This window comes from Pelagibaculum spongiae (assembly GCF_003097315.1).
Lineage (GTDB): Bacteria > Pseudomonadota > Gammaproteobacteria > Enterobacterales > Pelagibaculaceae > Pelagibaculum > Pelagibaculum spongiae.
This window is the reverse complement of sequence record NZ_QDDL01000001.1, coordinates 118,062-141,224: the sequence shown is the minus strand read 5'-3', so window position 1 is coordinate 141,224 and position 23,163 is coordinate 118,062. Positions and strand designations below refer to the sequence as shown.

Sequence of the window (23,163 nt, the reverse complement as noted above, 5' to 3'; positions counted from 1 at the left end):
CTGTTTTCTGTTGAAGATACCCGATGGACAAAATTTTCTCTGGCTGCTTGCGCAAAATGGCCACCGAGCAAGCCGATCCGGTGAACTATTGGCTATTGAATGCCGATGGTGAACAACTATTGCTAAATGACTTTATTGGCAAAAAAATCCGTTTGAATTATCAGGGTATTATTCATTGCACTAGCTGTGGCCGTAAAACCAAAAAAAGTTTTAACGGCGGGCACTGTTTCCCGTGCTTTAAAAAATTGGCATCGTGCGATGTCTGTATGGTCAGCCCGGAAAAATGCCATTTTGATCAAGGTACTTGTCGTGAGCCTGAGTGGGCTGAAAAGCATTGTATGCAACCGCATACGGTTTATTTAGCCAATTCTTCTGGTTTGAAAGTCGGGATTACTCGAATGCCGATTGGGCGGTGGATTGACCAAGGTGCTGCGGCTGCTTTGCCGTTATACCAAGTTTCTAGTCGCTATATTTCCGGTTTGTTGGAAACCCATTTAAAACAGTTCTACGCCGATAAAACCAATTGGCGGAAAATGTTGAAAAATGAGCAGCAAGAAGTTGATTTAGTTGAGGTGCGAGATCAAGCGTATTTGCATGCTGCCGATTATGAACAGCAGTTAATCGAGCAATTCGGTGAGGGTAGCGTAATACGACAAACCGAAGCAGAAATGCATCAGTTTAGTTACCCCTCCATTCAATGGCCAATCAAGGTCACCAGTTTTAATTTTGACAAGCAGGCCGAAGTTGAAGGCACTTTACATGCCATTAAGGGACAATATCTGATCCTTGATACCGGCGTGATAAACATTCGTAAGTTTGCCGGGTACGATACCGAGGTTTTTTCTGATTAGATCTGAGCAGCATACAAATTACTGCTGCCAGACACAGGGAGTTATATAGATGCAAGGTGCACAGCCAGAGGTTAAATACCTCAAAGATTATAAACAGCCAGATTACCTGATTAGCGATGTTGCGCTGACCTTTAAGCTGGATGAAACCGAAACACTGGTTTCGGCAAAAATGAATTTAAATGCGACTGGCGATGCTAGCCAGCCATTGCGTTTAGATGGTGAAAAACTAGAATTGTTATCGTTAAGCATTAACGGCCAGTTGCTCAACCAAGACCAGTATGCGGTAGATGATGAAGGTTTAACCATCCATAGCGTACCGGCTGAATTTGTATTAGAAAGTCAGGTGCGTATCCACCCTGAAACCAATACTGAACTGGAAGGCCTGTATCAGTCTTCTGGTAATTTCTGCACCCAGTGCGAAGCCGAAGGTTTCCGCAAAATCACCTATTACCAAGATCGCCCCGATGTAATGGCTAAGTTTATTACCCGAGTTGAGGGTGATAAAAGCCGTTATCCGGTGCTGCTGTCGAACGGTAACCTGATCGAGCAAGGTGAACTGGACGGCGGTCGCCATTTTGCAACTTGGCAAGATCCGTTTGTAAAACCAGCCTATTTATTTGCGCTGGTTGCCGGTCAACTGGAATTTATTCAGGACAGCTACACCACTATTTCTGGTCGTGAAGTTGATCTGCGCATTTATGTTGAATCGCAAAACATCGATAAATGCGACCATGCTATGGAATCGCTGAAAAAGTCGATGAAATGGGATGAAGATACTTTTGGTCTGGAATATGACCTGGATATTTACATGATCGTCGCGGTCAATGATTTCAATATGGGCGCGATGGAAAATAAAGGGTTAAACGTATTTAACTCTAAGTTTGTTCTTGCTAAGCCAGAAACCGCAACCGATACCGATTATGAAGGTATCGAGGGCGTTATTGGCCATGAATATTTCCATAACTGGACCGGCAACCGAGTCACTTGTCGTGATTGGTTCCAACTGAGTTTGAAAGAAGGTTTAACGGTATTCCGTGACCAAGAATTCAGCTCAGATATGAATGCGCGTTCGGTTAAGCGAATTGAAGATGTCGCCGTAGTTCGTGCGCACCAGTTCCCGGAAGATGACGGCCCAATGTCGCATCCAATTCGTCCGGCTTCTTACATCGAAATGAATAACTTCTACACGGTAACTGTCTATCAAAAAGGCGGTGAAGTGATTCGGATGTACCAAACTTTGCTCGGCAAAGATGGCTTCCGTAAGGGCATGGACTTGTACTTTAAGCGTCACGATGGCCAAGCGGTTACTTGTGATGATTTCTTGTCGGCCATGCAAGATGCAACCGGTGTTGATTTAAGCCGTTTCAGCCGTTGGTACGCCCAAGCAGGCACGCCACGTTTGACGGTTCGCAGCGAATTTGCAAATGGCACCTTCTCTTTAAAAGTGTCACAAGCTACGCCCGCAACTCCGGGTCAGGAAGAAAAACTTCCGTTCCATATTCCACTGCGCTTTGCTCTGCTAGATGGCCAAGGCAATCGGATGCCGCTGAATCTGCAAGGTTCAGACAAGCCAGTAACTGACGAACTAGTGTTGGATGTACTGGAAGCCGAACAGACTTTCGTATTCTCAGGCTTAGCTGAAAAGCCAGTGCCTTCATTGCTGCGCGGTTTCTCTGCGCCAGTGATTATGGATAGTGATCTGACCGACCAAGATCAGTTGTTCCTGGCCGCTAACGACGATGACGAATTCAACCGTTGGGAAGCCATTCAGCAGTTAGCGATTAACTGGATGCTTGATGGCGTTGCCAAATTAGCCAAGGGCGAAAGCCTGCAGCGGCCACAAGGTTTGGTTGAAGCATTAGCTAAAACATTGGTTGATGAATCCTTGAATCCTGCACTGCGTGCATTAGCACTCGGCTTGCCGGCAGAATCGGTATTGGCAGAGAAAATGGATGTTGTTGATCCAGATGCAATTCACCAAGTGCGCAGCTGGTTGCGCCAAGATATTGCAACGGCGATGACTGAGCAATTTAAAGCGACCTATCTGAAGTTGGCTGAAATTGAGCCAACGGCCGATAACGCATCTAGTGTGCGTCGGTTGAAGAATTGCTGCCTTGGTTATCTGACCAAAATCGACAGCCAGTTAGCCACTGAAAAAGCCCAGGTACAATTTGCTGAGCCGAACATGACTAACGTAATGGCCGGTATGTCTGTGTTGGTTGACCTCAATGGCGCAGCAGGCGAGCAGGCGTTGGTGGATTTTTATGCCAAATGGCAGGCTGATCCTCTGGTAACAGATAAGTGGTTTATGCTGCAGGCATCTGCCGGTGAAGGTGACACCTTAGCCAAGGTTAAAGGACTGTTAGAACATAAAGGATTTGATATTCGCAATCCAAATAAGGTTCGCAGTTTGATTGGAGTGTTTGCCCGCAATCAGGTGCATTTCCATCGCGCAGACGGTGAAGGTTATCGCTTTATCGCCGATCGAATTCTTGAGCTAGATGCAATCAATCCACAAATTGCAGCACGTTTGGCCGGTTCATTCTTGCGTTGGAAGAAGTTTGATTCTGATCGCCAGAAATTAATGAAAGCAGAAATGGAGCGTATGGTGGCGGCAAAATTGTCGAAAAATACCTACGAAATCATTTCTAAGTCATTGGCATAATATGCTGAGCGTTGTTGTTGATCTGGCGATTTCGCCAGAAGAATACCAGCGCTACTATCTGAGCCCGCACATTAGTGTGCGGGCCAGAAGTATCGATGGCCGCTCCATATCATTCCCCGCCAGTGTGCTCCAGCACTGCGTCTCCTACAACGGCATCCATGGCCGTTTTCGTATTGAATTCTCTAGCCAGGGCAAGTTTATGTCGGTGGTAAAGTTGGGTTGATTACGGGATCAAAAAAATGAAAAGACTTCATTGCGCATTAAAATATTGAGCTATAGGTTTATTTATTAAGGTGAATAGGTTTTAGGAATGAAGGCGAATCAATGGACTATGAGATATATACATCAGGAGACTCAACTGGGTATTCGATAGCTGCAACTTCAGAAATAATTAAAAATCAATCTGTTTTAGGATTTAGAGGGGATTCTCGCAACGAAAAATTGATTTTCAATTTCGGGTTTCAGCGAAAATGGAACATGCTTGAATTTGCGATGCTAGCTAAAAATGATGAGCTATCGATGTACCCTCATATGGTTTTACGTGTAAAGAGCTTTGGCCCATGGCAGAAATACTTAATCGAAATAGAGGAATTCTCTCTTGTGTGTGCATCGTTAGTGCCTTGTTTGGCTGCATATTTCCCAATGCCAGTGAATCGGATTGTCGGATCAGAGAAAAACTATGTTTATGCTGTCTATGTTGAAACTGCAATTGATCGGACGTTATCGGCAGAGGCTGTGAATAAGCATGTTTTTTCAGGCATGCAAGGTGAACTTGCAATGAACTCTGAATCAGTAAAAGAAGAGGCGATGTACGATATTCCAGCAGGGCACGTCATAGGGTGTTTCTCTGTAGAACGTGAACGAATAGAAGAATCAGGTGTTGGCTATTACATGCTGGTTTTTGGTGATTTTGTTGAGAATATCCGATCAATCGGATGTCCAAAAAGATCAGTGTTGATAAAGCAAGCAGAGCAGTTTGCTCATAAAAAATATAAGTTGAATATTTCCACTTTAGATGTGGAGGATTTGTAGTAAGTGACCGATTATTACCATCAAGTGTTGCTGGGTGGGTTTTTTCTCTGAAATGCTCTTCATTTCGCAGCCCTAGTCACGCTTATTAGAACCTGAGTGTTGACCCGCTTCACAGAATACATCTAACAATCGCTGAACTGCCCATACGATAGGCCATGGGTTGCTAATCTCTGAACAGGATAATAGTGGCTAGAGCAGGTTGAATGCATGGATTCGGTGATTGTTCAAGAGCATAGGGAAAAGCTTAGAGAGTTAATTGAGCAGCGGAACCCTTCAGATCGAAGTAGTTTGCTGGATCGATTTCTCGATCTGAATTACACCTTGAATACCCCGGAAGCTTTTTATCAAAAGCAAGCTGAACAGTCATATGCGGCTTTGCTTGGTTTGTGGCGTTTTGTGCGAAAGCGCGGTACTAATAAAAATAAATCTATGCTTCGAGTGTATAACCCCGACCTGGAGCAACACGGCTGGCAATCTAACCACAGCGTGGTAGAAGTGCTCTCTGATTATCGACCTTTTTTGGTGGATTCAATCAAGATGGCGATTAAGTCATGCGGCCTTGATATCCACTTGATAAATTATCCGTTAATGCAAGCTAAGCGCTCTGTTCGAGGGCAATTGTTAGCATTGGATTCGGCTAATGCCAATGCCAGTGAAGATGAAAGTCTTGAAATGGTGTTGTTTATTGAGGTCGATCGTCAAGAAAGCCAGCTGCTGTTAAATATGTTGGAAGGGGCGATTCGACAAGTGTTATTACATGTTGAAACCAGTGTTAATGACTGGCGACCCATTTGTGATCATGTCCGTCAGTCAATTCGCCAGCTGGCCACAGCCCAATGTAGTGAGTCTCATCGGGAAGAAAGCCGAAGTTTTTTGAGTTGGCTGCTAGATAACCATTTTACATTTTTAGGCTCGATTGATTACCAATGGCAAGGCCGTGGTAAGCAGCGGCAATTAAAAGTAAATGAAACCAGCGGTCTTGGCATATTAAGTGCTGGTTTAAATCCTGATTTAGTTACGTTATGCGAACTGCCCGAATTACCAGTTGCTGATGTTGACAACAAAATAAGGCCGGAAACTGAAACCTTGGTCACTGTGTGTAAGTCAAGTGCATTAAGTAAAATTCATCGCCCGGAGTTTCTAGATTTTCTAGCAGTGCCAATTTTTAATAAATCAGGAAAAGAAATAGGTGAACGCCGATTGCTGGGCTTGTTTACCTCCCAAGCACATCAAACACCGGCTGAGCGAACGCCATTGCTCAGACGAAAAATTGAAGCAATGCTGGCCCGTGCTGGTTGTTCATCTTCTGAGCATTTGGGCCGAAAGTTGCTGAATATTGTTGAAAAAATGCCTTGGGATGAATTGTTCCAAATGAATGATAAGGTGTTATTTCAGCATGCGAGGCAAATTCTATTGCTGCAAGATTGCCCAGCAGCAAAATTGTTAGTGAGAGTCGATCCTTGGCAGCGTTATGTAGTGTGTAGTGTTTATACGCCAAGAGAAAAATATACTACGGAACTACGGAAAAAAATTCAGATCATTCTCCAAAAAGGCTTTCAGGGCGCTGAATGTAGTTTCAGTACCATTCTTACTGATTCAGAACTTGCCCGAACACGATTTGTGGTTCAGTTAAATAATCGACAATTACCTGAATATGATCAGGATAAAATGGAGCGGCAGATTATTGAGTCTGCCAGAGAATGGCGTGATGAATTGCACTCGGCTTTAATTGAATATTCGGGTGAAGAGCTCGGTAATGTTCGCTGGCAACAATTTGCCGAAAGTTTTCCTGTTAGTTACCGAGAGGCTTTTAGCCCAGCAGTCGCTGCCAGTGATGTTGAGCATATTTCTAGTTTGAACGAAGCTCATGGGATCTCTTTGAGTTTTTATCGGCAGCTGGAAGATCCGGCATGTCAGTTTCGCTTAAAGCTGTTCCAAAGTGGCTTGCCGATGACATTATCTGATGTGTTGCCGATTTTAGAAAACCTTGGTTTAAAGGTGATGGATGCGCACCCCTATGCCATTTCGGTTGAAACACTTGAGCAATCTAATTCAAAAGCTAATGTAAAAAATAAAAAGCAGCAAACGCAAGTTTGGATTCATGATTTTGTCTTATCACCAGTCAATGGCGATAAATTTCAGTTGGATAAAGTACAAAAAAGCTTTTGTTCAGCATTTGAAAAAATCTGGCAGGGCCAAGCAGAGAATGATGCATTTAATGCCTTGGTGGTTACTGCAGGGTTAGATTGGCAGCAAATAGCATTGGTTCGCTCTTATGCGCGATATTTACGCCAAATTAACTTTTCATTATCGCAGAGCTATATTCAAGCAGCATTAAATCAATATCCAGCCATGGTCAGTCGGTTAATAGAGATCTTTGAGCTAAGATTTTCGCCTAAAAAACAAAACAATAAAGCGCTTGATCAAAAAATAGATGCCTTTTTGTCAGAACTTGAATCGATTGAAAGTCGAGATGTTGATAGGATTTTCCGTCGCTATCTGGCGCTATTTCAAGCAACTTTGCGCTGTAATTTTTATCGGCCGAAAAATCATTCAGAACGTGCATCATTATCATTTAAATTAGATCCTTCAAAAATACCAGGTATGCCATTACCTCGTCCGATGTTCGAGGTTTTTGTTTATTCGGCGCGAATGGAGGGGTTGCACTTGCGCGGTGGCATGGTTGCGCGGGGCGGTTTGCGTTGGTCTGAGCGGCCTGAAGATTTCCGTACCGAAGTGCTGGGTTTGATGAAAGCTCAGCAGGTAAAAAATAGTGTCATTGTTCCTGCCGGTGCCAAAGGTGGTTTTGTTATTAAAAACAACAGCCTTGCGGGAGCAGAGCTTCGTCAAGAAGTCGAGCAATGTTATAGCGAGTTTATTCGAGGGTTGCTTGATTTAACAGATAATTTAATTGAAGGTGAAGTAGCACCGCCTGAGCATGTGGTGTGCCATGATCAGGATGATTCTTATTTAGTGGTTGCTGCCGATAAAGGTACCGCGACTTTTTCTGATTTAGCGAACCAGATTGCCAGTGAATATCATTTCTGGCTAGGCGATGGCTTTGCATCAGGTGGCTCGGTGGGTTATGACCATAAAAAGATGGGGATTACCGCTAGAGGCGCTTGGGAGTCGGTAAAACGTCACTTTTTGGAAATGGGCGTTAATGTCCAAAAAACACCATTTTCAGTGATAGGTGTTGGTGACATGTCGGGTGATGTTTTTGGTAATGGCATGTTGTTATCCAAAAACATTTGTTTAAAGGCTGCCTTTAATCACCAGCATATTTTTATTGACCCAATGCCAAACGCAGCAAGTACTTTTAAAGAACGCAATCGCTTATTTAAAGCAGCCAGCGGTTGGGGTGAATATGACCAAAGCTTAATATCTGAAGGTGGTGGTATTTGGTCTCGCCAGGCGAAATCGATTGCGGTGCCAGAAATTGTGCGGCAGTGGCTAGGCATTGAACAAAAAAGAGTCGAACCCAATCAGTTGATTCAAGCACTGTTAATGGCAGAAGTTGATTTGCTTTGGAATGGTGGCATTGGCACCTATGTTCGAGCCAGCCACGAATCTGATGCTAAGGTTGGTGATCGAGTCAACGACCTGTTACGTGTTGAAGCAAAAAGCCTGCGCTGCAAAGTCATCGGTGAAGGTGGAAACCTAGGTCTGACTCAAGCAGCGAGAATTGAATTTGCTGAGATGGGGGGACGAGTAAATACCGACTTTGTCGATAATGCCGGTGGCGTTGATTGCTCAGACCATGAAGTCAATATTAAAATTTTATTGAATGGCTTAGTTGCTGCGGGTGATCTGACATTAAAACAGCGTAATAAACTGTTAGAACAAATGACCGATGAAATTGCAATGCTGGTGCTGGAAGGTAATGCGCGCCAGTGTTTGTCACTTAGCGTTAGTGAATTGATGGCGGCGGTTAAGTTTCGGGAAGATGTACGGTTTTTGCAGCATCTGGAAAAAAAAGGCACGTTAAATCGTCAGCTGGAAGTATTGCCTGATGATGAGCAATTAGCAGAGCGACAAGCACAGAAAAAAGGCTTAACTCGGCCAGAATTAGCAGTGTTAGCTGCTTATAGTCGATTAGAAATTAAAAAGGCCTTGCTGGAAGATGATTTATCGGATGATAAATATTTATTAAATCGTTTGGCGCAGGGTTTCCCGAAACAAATTTGTCAGCAATTTGAAAGCTCTTTATCTAGCCACCCACTTAAAAATGAAATTGTTGCCTGCCAGATTGCCAATGACTTGGTGAACCGTTTAGGTGCAACCTTTATTAACAGGATTTCTTTGGAAACTGGTGTTTCATTAACGATTGCGGTTAAAGCAACTTTGCTTAGTCTGGAATGCTTAGGGTTGGAGTCGATCTGGTTAGAGCTAGAAGCTAATGGCGATAAAATTGCTAACCAGTTGCAGCTAGAAATGATGAATGAAATCAGACGGTCGTGCCGAAAGGGCGCGCGTTGGTTTATTAATCATTATCGAAATTGTTCTGATATGGCAGCGCTAATTGAGCGTTACCAAGCATCGGTTGCCCAGGTTGCAGATAATTTAATGGAACAATTGGTAGACCATCCTTCAGCGGCAGAATGGCCAGAATCAGTGCCGCAGCGATTATCAGCCAAAGTAGCCAGCATGCCGTATTTGTACGGTGCTCTGGATATCACTGATATCGCATGTTCTAGCAGAAGAAAGTTAATGATGGTGTCTGATTTTTATCTTAAATTAGGCCGCAGTAGTGGCATTAACCAGTTGCGCCAATTATTAAATCGCCAAGGTGTGACGAATCATTGGCAAGCGTTAGCCAGAACCGCTTTTAGAGATGAACTGGATGAATTACAACGTTCTATCGGTTCTAAAATTGCTCAAGACTGCAAAGCGAGCGAAGAAGTTGAATTGTGGCTGCAACAGAAAGAGCCGCTTTGGGAGCGCTGGAATCAGTTGTTGGCTGAATTAAAAGGTACTTCTGAAGTGGAATATACCGTCTACCCGGTGATGCTGAGAGAGCTGACTGCGGTGGTGGGGCAGTTGTAAAGAGCGTTAGCATGGCGGTTACTATCAATGATGGCAGAATAAAGTTGATGTTGGCGATATTAAGGGCTGAACTCAGTCCTTTGGGTGTGTTGGATGAAGAGCCTGCAAAGAGTGCGTTCTCATTTAGTAACGCAGGAATTGCCAGTCTTGCTTATGTTTATTTTGGCTTTGAATCACTTTTTCGCAACGATGCTGAAAATGCTAAAAAAGATTTGGGTAGATTTTATATAATCAGCCAGTCAGATGTTCATAAAGTATTTTGTGAGTATCTGATTAATTTGAAAGTCTCTGATAAAATAATCGCAAAAGCGGCATTTTCTAGAGCATTCTATCAAATGGTTGATTTGTTTTTTCCTGTAATTGAAAAGAGGGGATCACATTTTACGAAGGGTGAAGCTTGTACTCATAGAGTCTGGATAGGGAGGCCTCCGAATGAAAATTTAATGACTTTTGTTTGTGCTGCGAATAGGCAAATTGAAAACAATTGGGAGCCAAAAGCAAAAATAAAACATATTATTTGGACGGATGTTAAAAAGTTAATTAACGGTGCGTATTGTCTTCATGACACAGTGGCGCTGGATTATCGAGAATTGCTTGTTTTTGACAAAAAAGATGAAGAAAGTGTTTCTTGGTCAAGTATTTCATTTTATTGTCAGAGTTTAATTGATAATAAAAAATATGCTCATGCAGCAGATATTCTAAGATTGCTAGCATTATATAAGTTTGGCGGTCTTTATCTTGACTTTGAATTTTCTTGCCCAGGTCCTGTCGAAAAAGAAAGCAGGAGAGGATTTAAATATAGAGAATTGAAACACCAAAAATTTACCCCTTCAGCAGACAAAATTTCAGTAGTAGATACAGATGTGAGCATAGGGCTTCATTTACACTTAGGTTTGTTATTTGGCTTGAATACACTTCAACAATCATCTGCTATGGCAGATCATATGAGTCTATTGTCAGTTGAAAATACATTAATGTATGTAGGCAGGCGCCAGTCTGTGTTTATTCGAAAAGCATTGTCTTTTATTAGTGAGGTTGCGAAAAGCAAGAGTATACAATTTTTTGCAAAACCTACGCGTTACCCTAACAGCTTGTATCAAAAAGAAGACCTTCATGAATTGCTTGACTTTTACCCGCTTCACCACGCGTTTATACAAACGGGCTGTATTCAAAGATGGAACATTAGACTTTCGGGAGAGGTGAATAATCTTTCTTGGCAAGTGACTCCTCTGATGGGCAGTGCGAATTATATTAAGACAGAACCTGACTATCATCGCTTAATCTTGCCTTACGATCACATGGGTTCTTCGGGGTATTGCTCAAATATATTCAATGTTCCTGACTTGGGGGTTGCGAAGGGTTTGCAAAACTCTTGGAAGTCAAAACAAGGTTTTTCACATGAAATATAGTGACTTTGAAAGTGTTGAGATAAAAATCCCCGGGGCAAGCCCTCCGCCTCCTCCGGAGCGGGGTATTTCGATTACAGGTTTAATTTATACGCCGCAAACGGCGGGGAATTAGACCCAAAGAGATTAATAAATTATGTTGGGTGGGGTATGGACTTTCAAAGAAATCTTACTAGAATCGCTGGTTGTAAATGTCCAGAGCTAACTGATGTAAATGATGTTGATAAACTTAGGTCATTTATTTTACAAAAAATAGGACCGACCTTAGGCGGCGGTTGTTTGTTGGTTTCCGCAGAAATTCCTAGTGCTTATGAGTGGTTAATGTCGGTACGTTCTGATGAAAGCGAAATAATTGAAAGCGTTGAAAGTTTTGAGTGGTTGTGGAAAGTCAATAAAATGGGGGTTTGTATTCGTTTTGGAGTAGGTCTCGACTTTGCAAAAATTTCAGATGTGCTGGCTCTTTATCATGCATCGGATGATAAGTACGAAAGCGCATTTATCCTATATAAAGTATTTTTAGATGCCGAATCTTATTTAGTGAATAATCAGCATAATATTCATTACGAAGGGCTTTGTGAGAGTGCCGCAAAGAAACATTATTTGGCTTATGTAGCGATGATGGTTATGTTTAGCCGTGCTTCATTGAAACTAAGAGAAATATTCGAGGTTCGAGACTACAAGAGTATAAAAAAAAGAATAGAGGAATTCATGGGAAGGAGAAAAGTTTTACTCCAACCGCCTCCAAGCGGCCCTGTGCCAACATCGCTGTTGATTAGTATGTCGCAAGACCAGCTTGATCAAGATGAGCAGCGTTTGCTTCATTATCTTTCAGAATTGCAAAGAGATTTTTATAAACTGAGGGTTAATTGTGGGATAGTATACTCGTTAATTAATACATTAGAAAAATCTCTGTTTCTTCCATCGAAGTATTATTCAGAAATAGATGGGAAAGACTATATGAAGGAAAAATTAAAAAAATTAGATTTGTCTAAGTCGAATAATGGCTCATGTCAGCCTCATTTAACAATGTCTCGATTTAACTCAAAAGCAATGCCTTTTGGGGGGATTAGGGATCTTAGGCCAAAGGATTTTCTCTTTTGTGAATTTGTGATCGATGCTGACTGGTTCTGATATTGCGCACTTCACGTAAATAGTATATCGAGGGCAGATCCATGCAGTAGGAGAGTGAAGTGTTTTCATCATTCGAGTTACTTTGGTAATGCGGCTATTGCTTTTGCTGGTGGAATTAGAATTGAAAATGGCATAGTTACCGGAATAAGCAACAACAGCGGGCACTATAAGCCTACATTAGTTAGCTTGAAACTGGCGTTATTAGCTCTAAGGCATCATGGTATCGATTTAACCAAAGTTGAGGTTAATCTTACAGAGGGTGGAGGAAGCAATTTTATAGGTTGGGGGCATGAAGTTGTAGTTAGCAGTGAAGAGCTAATGAGTGAGGTTGAAAAATAGAACAAAAATTGTAGTAGTTCTGATCATGGCTGAGTCATAAAAAATGAATGAATTACCGATCAGATGATATGACAGGCCATAGTTTGTGATGCTGACCAGCATGATTGTCTTGCACTTTTTTCCCACATTTGCCCTTTATAGACTCCCCGAGATCACTCAACTTTCTGATAGAATGCGCCAAACCTGATTTGAGTGCAGTTACAGATGATCTACTCCGCGTTACGACCATTGATCTTCAAGCTTGATCCTGAGCAGGCGCATGAACTGACCATGAAGGTTTTGTCCCTCGCTGGCCACTTACCGATTCAACATCTCAAGCCCGGATTGTGGAAGCCTCGCAAGGTGATGGGTTTGGAATTTGATAATCCGATTGGCGTTGCTGCCGGTTTGGATAAGGAAGGGGTTGCCGTTGATGGTTTGGGCGCTATGGGTTTTGGCCATGTTGAAGTTGGAACGGTCACCCCACGAGCTCAAATTGGCAATCCGAAACCCAGATTGTTCCGTTTACCGGAACATCAGGCGATCATCAATCGGATGGGTTTTAATAATCATGGTGTTGATCAGTTGCTGGAAAATTTAGCTTCCAGCCGTTACTCAGGCGTGACCGGTATCAATATTGGTAAGAATTTCGATACACCTATCTCTAAAGCGGTAGAAGATTACCTGATCTGTTTTGATAAGGTAGCTTCACGAGCTGATTATGTGACGGTTAATATCTCATCGCCTAATACTCAAAATCTGCGCGATCTTCAACATGGTGACGCTTTGAGGGATTTGCTCTCTCAATTGAAAGATGCTCAGTTAGCGAAGGCAGAGTATTGTCCTATTGCAGTTAAACTGGCACCTGATCTTTCTGAAGCGGAACTGCAGCAGATTGTTGAGATCATATTGCAGTGTGAATTAGATGGTGTGATTGCAACCAATACCACCTTGTCCCGTAACCAAGTTGAACAGCATCAATATGGTGCAGAAAAAGGCGGTTTAAGCGGCTTACCACTTAAAGAGGTAGCAGCAGCTAGGTTGGATAGTATTGTTAAACAGGTGAATGGCCGAATTGCTGTGATTGCAGCGGGCGGTGTAATGGAGCCTGAAGACGTAATGCAACGACTGGATGCCGGTGCAGATCTAGTACAGATCTATACCGGGTTGATTTATCAAGGTCCGGGATTTCCCCGGAAAATCTTCAGCCATACCCACTGAGGTGTTGAATGACCGCTGAAATAGGCCACTTATCGCTAATCATCGCTCTGGTGATGGCTATGGTGCAAGCAACTTTACCACTGGTTGGCGCCAGCAAAGGTACGGTTAAACTAATGGCGCTAGCTCGACCAGCAGCACTGGGGCAATTCTTATTTTTAGTAATTGCGTTTGTTTGCTTAAGCCAAGCGTTTTTGCACAATGATTTTACTGTTCGATATGTAGCACAACACTCAAATAGTTTGCTGCCATGGTATTACAAGCTTTCAGCAGTATGGGGCGGACACGAAGGCTCTTTATTATTGTGGGCAACTTTATTAGCTGGCTGGAGTGCGGCGGTTGCAGCATTTAGTCGCGATATTCCATTAGCGGCGATTTCTCGTGTGCTGGCGATTATGGGCATGGTTGCGGTGGGCTTTTTGCTATTCACCGTGATTACTTCCAATCCATTCGACCGGTTGTTGCCTGACTTCCCACTGGATGGTGCTGACTTAAATCCGCTGTTGCAGGATTTCGGCCTGATCATTCACCCACCTACCTTGTATATGGGTTATGTCGGTTTTGCAGTGGCGTTTGCCTTTGCTTTAGCGGCGTTGCTTTCTGGTCGTTTAGATTCGGCCTGGGCGCGCTGGGCACGACCATGGACTACTGCTGCATGGGCATTCCTGACTATTGGTATTGCATTAGGTAGTTGGTGGGCTTATTACGAACTTGGCTGGGGCGGCTGGTGGTTCTGGGATCCAGTTGAAAATGCATCGTTAATGCCATGGTTGGCCGGTACAGCTTTGATTCACTCATTGGCAGTGACTGAAAAACGAGGTGTATTTAAAAGCTGGACGGTGTTGTTGGCAATTTTGGCCTTCTCGCTCAGTTTGCTAGGCACTTTCTTGGTGCGTTCTGGCGTTTTAACCTCGGTTCACGCTTTTGCTTCTGATCCAACCCGTGGTCTGTTTATTTTAATGTTCCTCTGCGTCGTTGTTGGTGGTTCATTTACCTTGTTTGCGATTAAAGCACCGTTATTAAAAGGTGAAGGCCATTACAAACCCTATTCTTTAGAATCGGCGCTGCTGGTTAATAACTTGCTGTTTGTTGTGGCTTGTATGGGTGTGCTGTTAGGAACCTTGTTCCCGCTGCTGGCCGATGCAATGGGCAACAAGGTTTCAGTTGGGCCGCCAGTATTTAACTTTATGTTCGTTCCTTTAGCCTTGGGTTTGTTAGCTTTAATGGGCTTTGCACCGAATTTACGCTGGAAACAAAATGATCCTCGTAAATTATTGCCAGACTATCCAATTTTACTCTTGGCAGCAGTGGCTGCTGGGGTTGGTTTGCCGTTGGCACTTTATGGCGGCGCAGATGGTGGCACCTTTCTTGGCATGACTTTGGTTTTCTGGGTGCTTTTCGGAACGATTCGCCAAGTTAAAGAAAAGACTAAAAATGCACCGTCATTTTTTTCAGGTGTTCGGAAATTAACGCCTTCCTACAAGGGCATGTTAACGGCTCATATCGGTGTGGCGATTGCGATTGTCGGTGTGGTGATGTCGAGTGCCTACTCGGTTGAAAAAACTGTGCGATTGGAAGTCGGCGATAAAGTCGCATCAGGTCCATATGAATTTATCTGGCAGGGTGTCAAAGAAGTCCGTGGTGCGAATTATACTGCGGCTCAAGGGCAACTTCAGGTGTGGAAAGATGGTGATATGTTAACCATCATGCAGCCAGAAAAACGTTCATATACCGTGAATAAAAACAGCATGACTGAAGCAGCAATTAATACCGGTTGGACGCGCGATTTATACGTTGCGATGGGTGAGCCTCTTGCGGGCGAATCTTGGGCAGTACGTATTTATTACAAGCCTTTTATCAGCTGGATTTGGGGTGGCGCACTGATTATGGGGTTGGGTGGTTTCTGGACAATAACCGATCGTCGATATCGTGCCAGAAAGCCTGCCAAAGCTAAATTGGCTCAGGGAGCGAAAACTGCATGAAAAATAAATGGCTTTTATTTATCCCATTAGCTGTTTTTGGATTGTTGACCGGATTATTTGTTTTTGGATTGCAAAATGATCCAACCAAATTGCCATCTGCCTTAGTTGGCAAGCCGTTTCCTGAATTTCAACTCAATCAGCTGGAGGCGGGTAAAACCGTCTCCAAGCTCGATATCCAAGGCCCAGCATTAATTAATGTCTGGGCTACTTGGTGTCCGACTTGTCGGGTTGAGCATAAAGCGTTGATGAAGTTAGCTGATATGGGCGTCAATATTTATGGGATTAACTATAAAGATGAGCGTGGTGCTGCGAATCAATGGCTGAACCAGTTAGGCGATCCGTATGCGGTTAATATTTTTGATCCTGACGGCAAGCTGGGTTTTGATCTAGGGGTTTATGGTGCTCCAGAAACCTTCTTGATCGATAAAGAAGGCGTGATTCGCTATCGCCATGCCGGTGAAATGACGGTTAAATTTTGGCAGGAAACGCTTCAGCCACTTATTGCTGGAGGTAAATCATGAAATTGTTGGCAGGCATTACCTTTGTTGCCGCAATGGTTTTTTCTATGGCTAGTTTTGCTGCGATTGATGTTTATGAATTTGATAACGTGCAGCAGCAAGAACGGTATCGAGATTTAATTGAAGAGCTACGCTGCCCTAAGTGTCAAAACCAGAATATTGCTGATTCTAATTCGCAAATTTCAATTGATATGCGGGAACTGGTGTATGAAAAAGTACGCCAGGGCGAAAGCAATGATCAAATTGTTAATTTTCTAGTCGATCGTTTTGGTGATTTTGTTCGTTATCGTCCAGATACCGGCGGGATTAATTTAATTCTTTGGTCTGGCCCGTGGATTTTGTTGTTGCTAGGTGGCTTCATTGTTTTTAAGTTTGTTCGGGGGCAGGCGCAAACTGCCGAAGTCGAGGCAAATGAAGGCAAGGCTGATGAAGATCTAGAAAGAAAAGTCTCCGATTTGCTGAAGCAGGAGCAAAAGAAGCATGATTGAATTTGTATTCGCCGGTGTTGTTTTAGTTTTACTGGCGCTACTGGTGTTGTCGATTCCGCTTTGGAAGAAAACAGAATTTAAAGCAGAAGACCCTCAAGGTTTAAACGTTCAAGCTTATAAAGAACGTGTGGTAGATCTAGAGCAAGATAAGGCCTCAGGATTATTAGATCCCAGTGATTTCCAAAAACTAGAAAAAGAACTCAAGTTAACGTTACTTCAAGATGCTAGCGCTAAAAGCAGCTTTGATACCGCTGATTTTAACTCAGGTAAAACAGCGATTATTGCCGCTTTGTGTATTTTGCCATTGCTAGTGGGTGGTATTTATATTGCCAAGCGCGATCCGCAAGCTTTTAAGTGGATGGAAGCAACGGTCGAACTGAATCAATTAGCTAAGCAGGCGATTATCACTGGAGATCTACCATCAGATCTGGGTGATTATAATGCAGGTGAGTTTATTCGAGTATTGCAAGCAGGTTTGCAGAACGGTGAATTAAACCAAGAGGGCTGGCCGCTGTTAGGCATGGCGTTAGATCAGGTGCAACGGCCTGACTTATCTGCTCAAGCTTGGGGTAAAGTTTGGAATAATGATCCAGGTAACCCTCGTGCCATGCTCAATTACGCTCGGGCGCTGGTGAATAATGAAGGCTTGACTACTTTTTCTCGCAACCTTTTAAATCAAGCTTGGGAAAAAGCACCTGAAATTTATTCCAGCATGGTTGTGCTGGGTATGGGTGAATATCAGCAGGGTAATTTCCGGGCTGCGGTTAGTGCTTGGGAAACGGTGATTAATTATTATCCAAATGAAGAGCGTTTGGCTTCTTTGCTTAATAAAAGTATTGCTTCTGCTAAGAAAGAATTAGGCAGTGTTACAGCTTCACCGCATGGCCAAGCTATGCCACAAGGGCATCCAACCGTTGCTCAGCAGCCTGATGTTCAAGTTGATACTCAGGCAGGAGTCGCTTCATCTTCCGACGCAGCAGATATTAGCATTACCGTCAGTTTGGATTTGTCAGATCAATTGAAAAATGCAATCGACGGACACCATAGTTTGTTTGTATTCTTACGACCTTTAGCTGGTGGGCCACCACTTGCTGCAGTGCGTAAAAGTGCTAATAGCTTACCGCTGGAAGTCACCATTGATGGCAGTAATACCATGACTGGCGCACCCTTGGTCGCCGGACAAAAAGTAATGGTAGTTGCTCGTTTAGTTAAAGGCGGTGGACCTACTGCATCATCAGGTGATCTGGAAGGGATTTTGGGGCCAGTTGAATTAGCTAATTCAATGTATCAATTAACCATTGATAGATTAATTCCTTAAATCGAAATTCGATCCTGAATAAAAATGGCCCTTATGGAAACATAGTGGCCATTTTTTTTGGTTGATGCATTGAATAGGAGATAAAAATTAGAGCGTCAGTAGGTAAAGAAAAAGCGATGTTTAATTACAAAAAAATAATCAATTGAGCTGAAGCAACTTTACAGTTACTCTGTGCGCCAATTTTCAGGTGCACGACCGGTTACTTTGAATTGGCTAAATGCCGCCAGAGTAGCTTCAGTGATAATCGGGAAACAGGAGTAACCTGTGCTGCCCCCGCAACGGTAAGGATTTTAAGTCGAATCAGCCACTGTTCATTTATTTATGAATGGGAAGGCTCGACATAATAGGTCAAATAGTAAGTTTTCCCTATTATATCCCAGCCCGGAGACCGGCCTGAATACTATAAATGCATCGGGCGGGGTGATCCGAATCGCTATTTCCGTATTACGGAAATCGTGTGTTCTCGTGCACCTAAATCGCTTCAATATGTAGGTCTTTAACGGTCCTTAATATCTTGAGCTGGTTTAGTTATGTGCTCTCCTGTGTTGGTGCGTGTGTTAGCTTCAGGAGTTCTGCATGCGCAATTTTTTATTTCTCTTTGCTCGAAAGCTGCTCGTTAGTTGGTTCGCTTTAGTTTTTTTTCCGATATCGGTTCTGGCTAACGTTCCGTTATCCGTGGCACCGACTACTTCATATAGTGGTTTGGCGATCGTTTCTGATCGGTCGGCAGCTGCATTAGCAGCAGCAACTCATCGATATTTAGAACAATTTCCGGATCAAAAAATTCAACTGCGCAGCGTAAGTCAAGTTCAAGCGATGGATCAACCGGCGTTACTTGAGCTGATCAAACAAAGTGATCAACTATTGATTGCATCGGTGTTCGGTGAATTAGTAGAGCGCTTGTTGGCTATGAATATTCAAAATGATTCGATTATGGTGATTAATAGCGATCATCGTTTATTAAAATTGAACCGACAGTCAGCACAGGTATTGCCATTTGAGAGTTTGTCAGCACAACAAAAGAAAAAGTTATTTTCCAAACCTACCGAAGCTGATGAAATTGACAACTGGTTAAAACAGCAACAAATTCGCTTTCCTGAATTTTCTCGTTGGTTATTAGCGACCAGTTATTGGAGGGCCAGAAGCAACCAGAATGTGGCTAATATTTGGCGATTATTAATTACAGAAACCAGTTTTTCTGAACAATTAATGCGCTTTCCACCGCGATTACCTGCGAGTGTTCGTTATTTTTTACAAGCAAGGCCATACAGTTTAGCGAAACTTGCCAATCAAATTGATTGGCAACAGCCAATATTATTATTGCTTGATCATGATGCTGCTGACCGTCCAGGCGATTGGGCGCTACATCAGCAAATTTGTAAGGCTACTTCCTATCAATGCCTGTCGGTGTTGGCTGGTTGGGGGCAACCCACGGTTTATGCCATTTCTCAGATTCAGCAATTATTCCGCCAACAACAAACTAACCAAATAAATAAAATCTCCTTATCCGAAATAAAATTAGCCGTTGTATCTTTGCAAGATTTTGTGCTGGGTGGTGGAGAAGGTCGTTTGAAAGTCAGTAAAAAATTACAGCAATTAAATGTGCCAGTTTTAAAGGGAATCCGACTCACAGAATACTCCTACGCACAGTGGAAACTTTCCAGCCAAGGGTTGCCAGCAGATTCAGTGCATTATCGTGTGGCAATGCCCGAACTACAGGGAGTTAGCCAACCATTAGTGTTAGCGGCTACGTCTGTGACAACGACCGATTCACTAACTGGGTTAAAAATAACGACCAGTCAACCGATAGCTGAACAAATAGACTATATGCTTAGGCGAATTAATGGTTGGTTATCGTTATCGACTAAAGCCAATCAACAGAAGAGAGTGGCACTAATTTATTATAACCACCCACCGGGTCGGCATAACATTGGTGCTGATAATTTAAATGTTGTTGATTCTTTATGGCAAATGTTGGTTAATTTGCAGGCGCAAGGTTATCAAACAGGGACATTGCCTGAAACACCGCAAATATTACTAGATTTATTACAACAAAAAGGCGTGAATTTACCTCAAGATAAATCGGCATTGGCTAAAATGTCGTCATTAATCGCAGGTGTTTCCAGTGATGATTATCAGCAATGGTTTTCCAGCTTACCCCAACCTATTCAGCAGGAAATGGTTGATGGTCCGTTAGGGTGGTTAACAGCAGTTGTTGATACGCAGCTAGTTAGTAAAAACTGGCAGCAAAAACAAGCTAAGCAGCTGTTGCAAGAAACAATTTTCCGGACTTTGGAAGATTTACGCCATGTGCTTGACGGCGTAAGAAGTCAAAATCGTCAAAGAGCATTGTCGCTATTAGTCCAAGTCAAACAGCAATATCAAACCATGCTTGTACAGTCTACGGTCGGCCAGGCGAAGCAGATCGCACAAGAAGCTAAAACGTATATTCGAGCCATTGTTGATTTAGAAATTGAAGGCCTGCGAGGCTGGGGTGAAGCACCGGGTTACTCGATGGTATGGCAAGATCGTTTGCTGATTCCCGGGGTGCAATTTGGCAATATATTTGTAGGGCCGCAGCCGCCTCGTGGTTGGGAACTAAATGAAGAATTGTTGCACGCCAATATGTCATTTCCGCCACCGCATCAATATATGGCTTTTTATTATTATTTAAAAAATCATTTTAAGGCTGACGCGTTAGTTCATGTAGGGCGTCACTCCACTTATGAATTTTTGCCACGTAAAAGCCTTGGCCTAGATGCTAATGATTATTCTCGACAAATGGTAGCAGGTTTACCGAGCATTTATCCTTATATCGTTGATGGAGTCGGAGAAGGTATTCAGGCAAAGCGTCGCGGTATGGCAGTAATGATTGACCATTTAACACCACCTTTGGCAGTTACAGAGCTTTATGATGGCTTATTAAGCTTGCGCCAATTAATTGAAAGTGCTGAAGCGGCTTCTGATCAAGCAACCGTAAAACGTGCTGTAGTACAAATTCGTCAAAAAATTGAGGAACTGAATTTAAGAGATGCGCTAGAAGCCAGTATGGATGAAGAACTGCAGGTAAGAGGGATTGGTTTTGATCAAGTGGAAGATGATTTCTTATTACATGAAGTAGGGCATTACTTAACAAAACTCCAAGAAAGTTTTATGCCGCTTGGTTTGCATATATTTGGCAAGCCGTGGAAAAAACCGGCGATAGACACCATGTTACAATCAATGATTGGTGGCTCGCTAGCAGAAAATGCAAAAGGTCAAAGTGCAGCGCTTAATAAGGAACAGCAGCGCTGGAAAGCCAATCTACAGCAATCACCCAAAGCCGAGATGGATAGTTTTATCAATGCATTGAATGGTGGTTTTGTTGCACCGGCGAAAGGTAATGACCCGATAAAAACTCCCGAGGTATTACCCACTGGGAGAAATTTTCATGCGCTAGATAGTAGTTTATTGCCAACCCCGTTGGGTTATCAGTTGGGTGCTGAATTAGCCGCTAAGGCCAGAGAAAATCAAACTCCAGCACAATTAACAAAAAAAGAAGCAGTAATTCTTTGGGCATCTGATGCGGTTCGCGATGAAGGCGCGATGATTGCATTTGCACTTGATATGTTAGGAGTCAAGCCAATATGGAACAGCCGAGGCATTGTTAAACAAATGACATTGGTGCCATTAACACCACAAAGGCCCAATCGACATGATGTGCTATTAACTACGTCGGGGTTATTTCGAGATTTATACGGTAAGCAAATTCTCTGGCTGGATCAGGCTGTATTAATGGCGCTGGCAGCAAGTGGTGTCACCATTCAACAAGATTATCCCGCATTATCTCTGGCTTTGAATAGTGCATTGCAAGCGCTACCAGCAGGAGTGAATCAACAGGATCTGTTAGGAAATGAACCATTAGAAAACAATCTAGTTGCGGCAAACTGGTTAGATGAAGCTAGGTTATTATTGAGAACTTCAGGTGGACATTTATCGCAACAGCAAATAGGTCGTCAAGCCAGCTTGCGAATTTTTGGCACGGCACCAGGTGCTTATGGCGCAGGGATTAACCGATTAGTTGAGCGTTCAGGTAGCTGGGATGATCGCCAGCAATTAGGTCAAGCCTACATTACACGGATGGGACACGCTTATGGTATTAATGCCCAAGGAATTAGTGCACAGAAAGCTTTTTCTGCCCAGTTAGAAAAGGTAGGAAAAAGTTATCTAGGTCGTGCGAGTAATTTGTATGGATTAATTGATAACAATGATGCGTTTGATTATCTTGGTGGTTTAAATTTGGCGATTGAAACCGTTACCGGTAAAGCCCCAGACAGCTTTGTAATTCAACATGCATCGGCAGAGAAAGCCCGTCTTGATCCATTGCAATTGGCTTTAACTAGTGAGTTACGAGGGCGGTTTTTTAATCCCCAGTGGATTAAACCATTAATGAAGCAAGGTTATGCGGGTGCCAGAACCATGGGTAGTGAATTTATTGAATATCTTTGGGGTTGGCAGGTTACTAGCCCTGAAATGATTAAGTCTTGGGTGTGGGATGAAGTAAAGGCAGTTTACATAGATGATCAATTACAGCTGGGTTTGGATGATTTTTTACAGCAAGGTCATAACCAGCAAGTAACAAGTAATATTTTAGCGGTAATGTTAATTGCAGCGCAAAAAGGCTTTTGGCAAACCGATCAACAAACCTTAAAACAGTTAGCTAATCAGTTTGCAGAAAGTATCGTTAAAAATGGTATTCCCGGTAGCGGACATACTCATGCTAACCATCCAATTTATCAGAATATTCAAAATTATTTGGCTCCGGCACTTAACCTTAAACTTCAAGCAGTGCTAGATGCCAGTCGATTACCCGAGCAAAGTCAGCTGGTATCGTCACCGATTACGATTCAGGAAATTCAGCTAAACCAACCTGCCACTGACAATAAGTTAAAAGAAGATAATCAAAACCAACTTGCCACTAATGAGAAATCTGTAAACCAGCAATTGAATAAACCATTGTCAAAGCTAAAAGATCCAAAAGATAATTCGACTATTTCAGAGGATGCGCAGCAAGCCGAAGATGCACGGCAAGCCTCTGAAAGTGATTCGAAACAAGTGGTTGATCAACCAAATCATTTATTGATTGCTGCTGTTGTTCTTTTGTTTTTGCTCATGATTGCAGGTATCGCGAAAGGGCGAAGAGGGATTTAA

The 23,163-nt window shown here is 43.0% G+C and carries 14 protein-coding genes and 1 riboswitch; all 14 genes read left to right on the top strand.

Annotated elements, in window-relative coordinates; translation table 11 throughout:
* The first annotated feature begins 23 nt into the window (after positions 1-23).
* Positions 24-851, top strand: coding sequence for a DUF2797 domain-containing protein (locus tag DC094_RS00615; RefSeq protein WP_116685167.1), 828 nt, complete (start codon positions 24-26; stop codon positions 849-851).
* Between the two features lie 49 nt (positions 852-900).
* Positions 901-3,516, top strand: a complete 2,616-nt coding sequence (gene pepN / locus DC094_RS00610; RefSeq protein ID WP_116685166.1) for an aminopeptidase N — start codon at positions 901-903, stop codon at positions 3,514-3,516.
* 1 nt (position 3,517) lies between these two features.
* On the top strand, positions 3,518-3,739 hold the full coding sequence (locus DC094_RS00605; protein ID WP_116685165.1) for a DUF2835 family protein: 222 nt from the start codon (positions 3,518-3,520) through the stop codon (positions 3,737-3,739).
* Positions 3,740-3,840: 101 nt separating this feature from the next.
* The gene (locus DC094_RS00600) at positions 3,841-4,548 is read left to right on the top strand and encodes a hypothetical protein (RefSeq protein ID WP_116685164.1); all 708 of its coding nucleotides are present in this window, start codon (positions 3,841-3,843) and stop codon (positions 4,546-4,548) included.
* A gap of 207 nt (positions 4,549-4,755) precedes the next feature.
* Positions 4,756-9,594 (top strand): NAD-glutamate dehydrogenase, encoded by a 4,839-nt coding sequence (locus DC094_RS00595; RefSeq protein ID WP_116685163.1) that lies wholly within the window; start codon positions 4,756-4,758, stop codon positions 9,592-9,594.
* An 11-nt stretch (positions 9,595-9,605) separates the two neighbouring features.
* Positions 9,606-11,003 carry a glycosyltransferase gene (locus DC094_RS00590; RefSeq protein WP_206605541.1) on the top strand — a complete coding sequence of 466 codons (1,398 nt, stop codon included), beginning with the start codon at positions 9,606-9,608 and terminating at the stop codon, positions 11,001-11,003.
* A gap of 147 nt (positions 11,004-11,150) precedes the next feature.
* Positions 11,151-12,131 (top strand): hypothetical protein, encoded by a 981-nt coding sequence (locus DC094_RS00585; RefSeq protein ID WP_116685162.1) that lies wholly within the window; start codon positions 11,151-11,153, stop codon positions 12,129-12,131.
* A gap of 54 nt (positions 12,132-12,185) precedes the next feature.
* Positions 12,186-12,470 carry an IQM protein middle domain-containing protein gene (locus DC094_RS00580; protein WP_116685161.1) on the top strand — a complete coding sequence of 95 codons (285 nt, stop codon included), beginning with the start codon at positions 12,186-12,188 and terminating at the stop codon, positions 12,468-12,470.
* A gap of 204 nt (positions 12,471-12,674) precedes the next feature.
* Positions 12,675-13,670, top strand: coding sequence for a quinone-dependent dihydroorotate dehydrogenase (gene pyrD, locus DC094_RS00575; protein ID WP_116685160.1), 996 nt, complete (start codon positions 12,675-12,677; stop codon positions 13,668-13,670).
* 8 nt (positions 13,671-13,678) lie between these two features.
* Positions 13,679-15,649 carry a heme lyase CcmF/NrfE family subunit gene (locus DC094_RS00570; protein WP_116685159.1) on the top strand — a complete coding sequence of 657 codons (1,971 nt, stop codon included), beginning with the start codon at positions 13,679-13,681 and terminating at the stop codon, positions 15,647-15,649.
* Entirely contained in the window at positions 15,646-16,170 is a 525-nt protein-coding gene (locus DC094_RS00565; RefSeq protein ID WP_116685158.1) for a DsbE family thiol:disulfide interchange protein, read from the top strand. Before DC094_RS00570 ends, DC094_RS00565 begins: the two co-directional genes overlap by 4 nt.
* The gene (locus DC094_RS00560; protein WP_241503934.1) at positions 16,167-16,655 is read left to right on the top strand and encodes a cytochrome c-type biogenesis protein; all 489 of its coding nucleotides are present in this window, start codon (positions 16,167-16,169) and stop codon (positions 16,653-16,655) included. Before DC094_RS00565 ends, DC094_RS00560 begins: the two co-directional genes overlap by 4 nt.
* Entirely contained in the window at positions 16,648-17,973 is a 1,326-nt protein-coding gene (gene ccmI, locus DC094_RS00555; protein WP_116685157.1) for a c-type cytochrome biogenesis protein CcmI, read from the top strand. The genes DC094_RS00560 and ccmI overlap by 8 nt, the downstream gene beginning before the upstream one ends.
* A gap of 179 nt (positions 17,974-18,152) precedes the next feature.
* Positions 18,153-18,384: riboswitch (cobalamin riboswitch) on the top strand.
* A 165-nt stretch (positions 18,385-18,549) separates the two neighbouring features.
* A complete protein-coding gene (locus DC094_RS00550; protein ID WP_116685156.1) occupies positions 18,550-23,163 on the top strand; it encodes a cobaltochelatase subunit CobN in 4,614 nt (1,537 codons plus the stop codon).